The sequence below is a fragment of the Mycobacterium sp. ZZG genome (assembly GCF_054786995.1).
In genome coordinates this window covers 1-4,669 of sequence record NZ_JBTBFV010000117.1, presented here as the reverse complement: position 1 = coordinate 4,669, position 4,669 = coordinate 1, and the positions used below count along the sequence as shown (strand labels likewise).

3 protein-coding genes are annotated in these 4,669 nt (G+C 64.3%); 1 reads left to right on the top strand and 2 read right to left on the bottom strand.

The window, feature by feature from the left end; genetic code table 11:
- The coding region (locus ACXMYJ_RS28550; RefSeq protein WP_460359476.1) for a hypothetical protein at window positions 1-750 on the bottom strand (750 nt) is incomplete at its 3' end.
- Between the two features lie 15 nt (window positions 751-765).
- Complete coding sequence (locus ACXMYJ_RS28545) at window positions 766-1,626, bottom strand: secretion protein EccK (protein WP_460359475.1); 861 nt, start codon at window positions 1,624-1,626, stop codon at window positions 766-768.
- On the opposite strand from ACXMYJ_RS28545, the gene ACXMYJ_RS28540 reads away from it, so the two are divergent.
- Window positions 1,625-2,014 carry a hypothetical protein gene (locus tag ACXMYJ_RS28540; protein WP_460359474.1) on the top strand — a complete coding sequence of 130 codons (390 nt, stop codon included), beginning with the start codon at window positions 1,625-1,627 and terminating at the stop codon, window positions 2,012-2,014. The genes ACXMYJ_RS28545 and ACXMYJ_RS28540 overlap by 2 nt on opposite strands.
- Window positions 2,015-4,669 lie beyond the last annotated feature (2,655 nt).

The window sequence follows — 4,669 nt, the reverse complement described above, 5'->3', positions numbered from 1 at the left end:
CACATTCCGGTCGTGCCGGTCGCGCCATTCGCGGGTCTGGTCGGTGTATTCGATCGTCATCGAGATCCATTCGTCGCAGAAGGCGGAGGGCTCGACGATGAACCGCGGCGGTCGGCTGGGGTCGGGCAATCGCTCCTCGGGAACCGGGGGAGGTCCAGGCAGGACCAGAGGTCCGCGGTCCGCTGCGGCGCCGAAATCGATTGCCGCGCAGATTGACCGGATAGCTCCGACGGCGCCGGCTGCCGCACGCGCGAGCTGGTCTGCCGCGGGACGGTAGTTGCCGACGCTGCCGGCGTAGGCCCGCCAGTACGCGATGGCCTGTCCGTACAGCTCCCGCATGACCCGGTGCGGGGTCTGCTTGGCCAGCGGGACCGTTTTGTCTGCGGCTCCGCGCATCGCCTCGGCCACCGCCTCGTACTGTCGGCGCTGATCCTCAGTCCACTCGGATCGGGGGATGGCCGGGTCACGACGGTGCCAGCCGTTACCGAGCTCGGTGCCGAGCGCTGCGATGATCGGATCCCAGTCCGGGCAGGTGGGGTCCTCGGTGATGATGCTGACCGGATCCTGGTCCTCGGCGCTGGCGATCTGCTCCGGTTTGACGGTGGGGCTGGGGGGCGGCGCCGGCGCGGTAGACGGCGCGGCCTGGTCGGAGTCCCCACGGGAGATCCACAGCACGGCGGTGACGAGCACGATGACCGCGAGCAGGGCGCCGACCATGCGGGGCAGGTGGAGACGTCTCGGCTGAGTCATCTCCACCGACGGTACCTACACTGTGGCGTCCACGCCGACGGCGTCGCTCATCAGGACCTGAAGGTGCTGCCAGTACACCCAGTCGGCGATCGCTCGTCGCTGGTCAGCGGGTTCGGCGGAGATGTGGGCGTTGTACAGCGCGATCTCCTGGGCGTGGACGGCGTAGGCGACGAACGCCTTGAGGTGCGGAACGCTGCGTTGCGGATTGGTGCTCATCAACGGTTTGGCCACTTCAAACCACAGCCGCGCAGTGTCGTCGGCGGGAGCCTCGATGTCGGCGGAGGCAGGAGGAAGCAGATCATTGAGCCCGAAATCGCTGACCGCGCCCAATCGTTGGGCGGCGTCGGGGGCGATGACTTCGAGACGGCTGCGTCCCTGCATTTGGCCCGTCTCGGGAATGTCGTCCTGGGTCAGGACGATCTTGGCGACGCCCGGGTCGAAATTCGAGAACTGTTCTTCGGTGGCGACCACCGCCCGTAGCTGATGGTTGTGGTGATGTGCCCAACCCTGAACGGCGAGAATCGGATAGGTGGCCCACCTGGCGCGTTCGGTGGCGGGGATCGATTCGTCGGCGGTGGCCATCCGCACTTGCTCGGGGAGGTTGACACCGTCGGGGATGTAAGCCAGGCCGTAGCTGTTCGCGACGATGATCGTGCCGTCGGTGGTGACGCCAGTGACCCAGTAGAAGCCGAAGTCCATGACGCCGACGTTGAGTGCCGCCCCGATATGGCGGGCTTGCTGCAGGGGATCGCTGCCGTTGTTCTTGCGGCGTACGGCGCCGGCCGTTGAGGCGGACAGGATCGCGTCGCGTTCGGCACGGGCTGCCGACACCGGAACGGGTGCGGCGGCGGTGCCGCCGACGTTGGACGTCGACATGGGCGCGACGCCGGGCCCGAGGGACGCGGCCGAGGCGCCGCCAGGTGTGGCGGTCGGCGGTGGCGGTCCGGGAGGAGGTGGCGTTGTCGGTGGTGCGAGCGGAACCGGCGGCGCGGCGGGGGGACCACCCGTCGCGGGCGGGCCGACGGGTGCAGCCCCGGCCGAGCCTCCGCCGGACACACCGCCTCCGCCGCCGCCCATGCTCGCACCGCTTGATGCGGCGGGCGGTGGTGCTGCAGCGGGTTGGCTGCTGGGCTGCGGAGCCGGAGCGGGGGACGATGCCGGCGCGGACGAGGCGAGCGGTGGCGGGGCCTGGTTGCTCAGCGGCTGCATCGGGGTGGCGCGAGAGGCTTTCGCTGCCTCGGCCGGCGCCGCGGTGGTCGGCTGACCGGCGGCCGCACCAGCGGGGGATGCGGTGCCCGTTGTCGGCGATCCGGACGCAGAGGACGAGTTGGCCGCAGACGATGCGGATGGCGAACTTGAGCTGCCTGCGGATGGGCTTCCCGCGGATGGGCTGGTGCTGCCGAGCGGACTGGAAGGGGACGAAGGGCTCGAAGGGGAGCCGGGGCCGGCGATGCCACCGGGAGTCCCCGGCGCAAACTGAGACGGATTTGAATGCACAGAAGAGGCGGGTGAGTCGCTCCGCGGCGCTGCCGCCGCATCGCCGAAATTCTCCGGCCCTGCGCCAAACTTCGGCGTTCCTCCAGTAGGTCGCGACGCCGGGGCAGAAGACGCTGAGGAGAAGTTGGCCATCTGGGTGTGCGAATCAAATCGCGGAACAGGGGCGGGGGGCGCTGTCGGGGGTGAAGGAGGGCGAATCGGTGCGGCTGGAGGCTGCCATGCTGCAAATGGAGGCACCTGAGATACCCCGGTTGAGACAAGACCTGTGTTCAGAGCATTCGTGACGATCACCCAGTTCCGAACCATCGCTGCTTTCTCGCCGGCGTCAAGATTAGGATCGCTGCGAACTGCTGCGAACATTGATTGTGCGTTTGCAAGGTTCTGGTTCACTTGCATTTTGACCTGAGCTATGACTCGGGCGACTAATCGGTACCAGGAACCGGCCCTCTCCATGCAATGTCGAAGCGACACCATGTCATCGATGCGCGCCAAGATCGAATCACTTCCAGTATTAGCAGCGCTACCGGACCAGATGCCTGCTTCAAATACTCTGGTGTGCTGATTCAGCCACTGCTCGATCGTCCATTGAAGTTGACTAGCCTTCTCTGCGAATAGATCTGCTCGTTCCTGCAGCTGATCCTCGTCGATATCCGGCCAACCGGAAGGTTCAGTCATATCCTCAATAAACTCGCCTGAGCACCTTTCTATCCCCATCCCTATGCCCCAGACGATCGACAAGCCTCGGTGATCAGAGCCGATGAGGAGCTAGCAGCCATGACCAAGAAGTTATCTGCTGGCGTATAAGTTGGCAGGGCACTTATGTACGCGCGAATGTACTGGGCACTTAAGGTCGCGAAGTCGGATAGCGTGGGATCCCCACTCTCTATGCCCATAATCTGAATGTCGTTGGAGAACTCCTCCATTGACGGACTCACGGCCATCATGACGCCTCGTTGTTCTGCGTTCAGCTGGTCCCTCGGAACGTTGGGATCCAGCGCTTTCCACGAGGAAATATCGTGGTCGAACTGGGTTACGCGGGCTAACCACTGTGAGCAAATTGGATTCTGGGCCGCTAGAAATTGATCAGCTCGAGCGGGATCCTCGAGTGGAGTCTGGCTTAATGGTGGTGCTGCGCGTGCAACAGCCGGGGCCCGTGCACCGGCAGATCCGTGTGCGATGGCATCGCATACGGCGTTCAGGGTGGACGATGCACCGATTGCAGCACGTACGAGGAAATCGTCCTCTGCCGTGTAATTACTGATCGCGTCCGCATAAGCTCGGCTGTATGCGATGAACTGCGAATACAGTTCGCGCATCACACGATGAGGAGTCTCCTTTGCGAGAACCACGGATCGGTCTGCTCCATCGCGGAGCGTAGCGCCGACTGATCCATACTGGCTTCGCATATCAGCGTTCCAATTTGTAGCTGGAATCGCCGGATCCCGATCATCCCAGCCGCTGCTCGCGGCATGAGCGAACGCTGCTGCAATTGGATCCCAACTCTTACATGTCGGGTCGTCAAGAATGATCCCGGCGGGACTTCTGTCGTTGGCACTTGCGATCTGGGGGGCGTCGGCCGTCGGGGTTGGCGGGCGGGATGAATCGGAGCCCCCGCGCAGCACAAGGGTCGTGGCCACAACTGTCACGACGACGATCACAAGCGCAGCCAGTCCGCCCAGCACCCACTTGCCGGTATTGCCCGATGCTCGAGCACCAGTCAGCTGCTGGCCCTGAGGCTGCGTCCCCCAAGGCCCGGCTGGCGGATCGCCCGGCATGGGATGGGACGGCGGCGGGGGCGGTGGCCATTGTCCGGGCGGCGGTGTGCTCACGTGGCCGCCCCCCGTTCGTGCCCGATCATCTCCAACCCCTTCCGGGTCGAAGAAGACCCGCCGTGGAATCATCAGCCGTCGTCCTAATCAGAGTACGAGACACACGGTCAGCTACTGGACGCTGATTCTGGCTCGGGGCACAGTGCGCCGGGAACGCGCTCCGAGGCGAACTCCATGACCCGCTGACGCACCGGACGGCGCCGAGCCCGCGAATCGGATCTTCCTTGAAGGACCTATGCCGGTGATGTTTCAGGAAGGCTCTCGCAGCATTACCCGGCCCAACCTCCGGTGAGCATGACTCGCAATCGGCGGGTTTCACGAGGCCAGTGCTGTGCATCCACAGTCGAACAAACATCAATTGCTTACCCCTCCCAGAGTGCCTGCGACCCAGAAGGGCACGATCGTGAGCGGAATCGTCGCCAGTGACAACACGAGTCCCGTGAAGAACTGCGTGGTCACCCTTAAGCCTCGATCCACCGATGTATCGGCTGGTCGCAGGGTGTCGGAATGAGGAAAGTGCCCTTTGAACTGGGAAGATTGGTGTTCTCTACGCACTAATCAGTCCAGGTCAGAAAGGCACTTCCGGTGAAAGT

Excerpts from the sequence above, each read along its gene's own strand:
- ACXMYJ_RS28540 (WP_460359474.1), top strand. The coding sequence starts at position 1,625 with ATGGGCGCGACGCCGGGCCCGAGGGACGCGGCCGAGGCGCCGCCAGGT.
- ACXMYJ_RS28545 (WP_460359475.1), bottom strand. The coding sequence starts at position 1,626 with ATGTCGACGTCCAACGTCGGCGGCACCGCCGCCGCACCCGTTCCGGTG.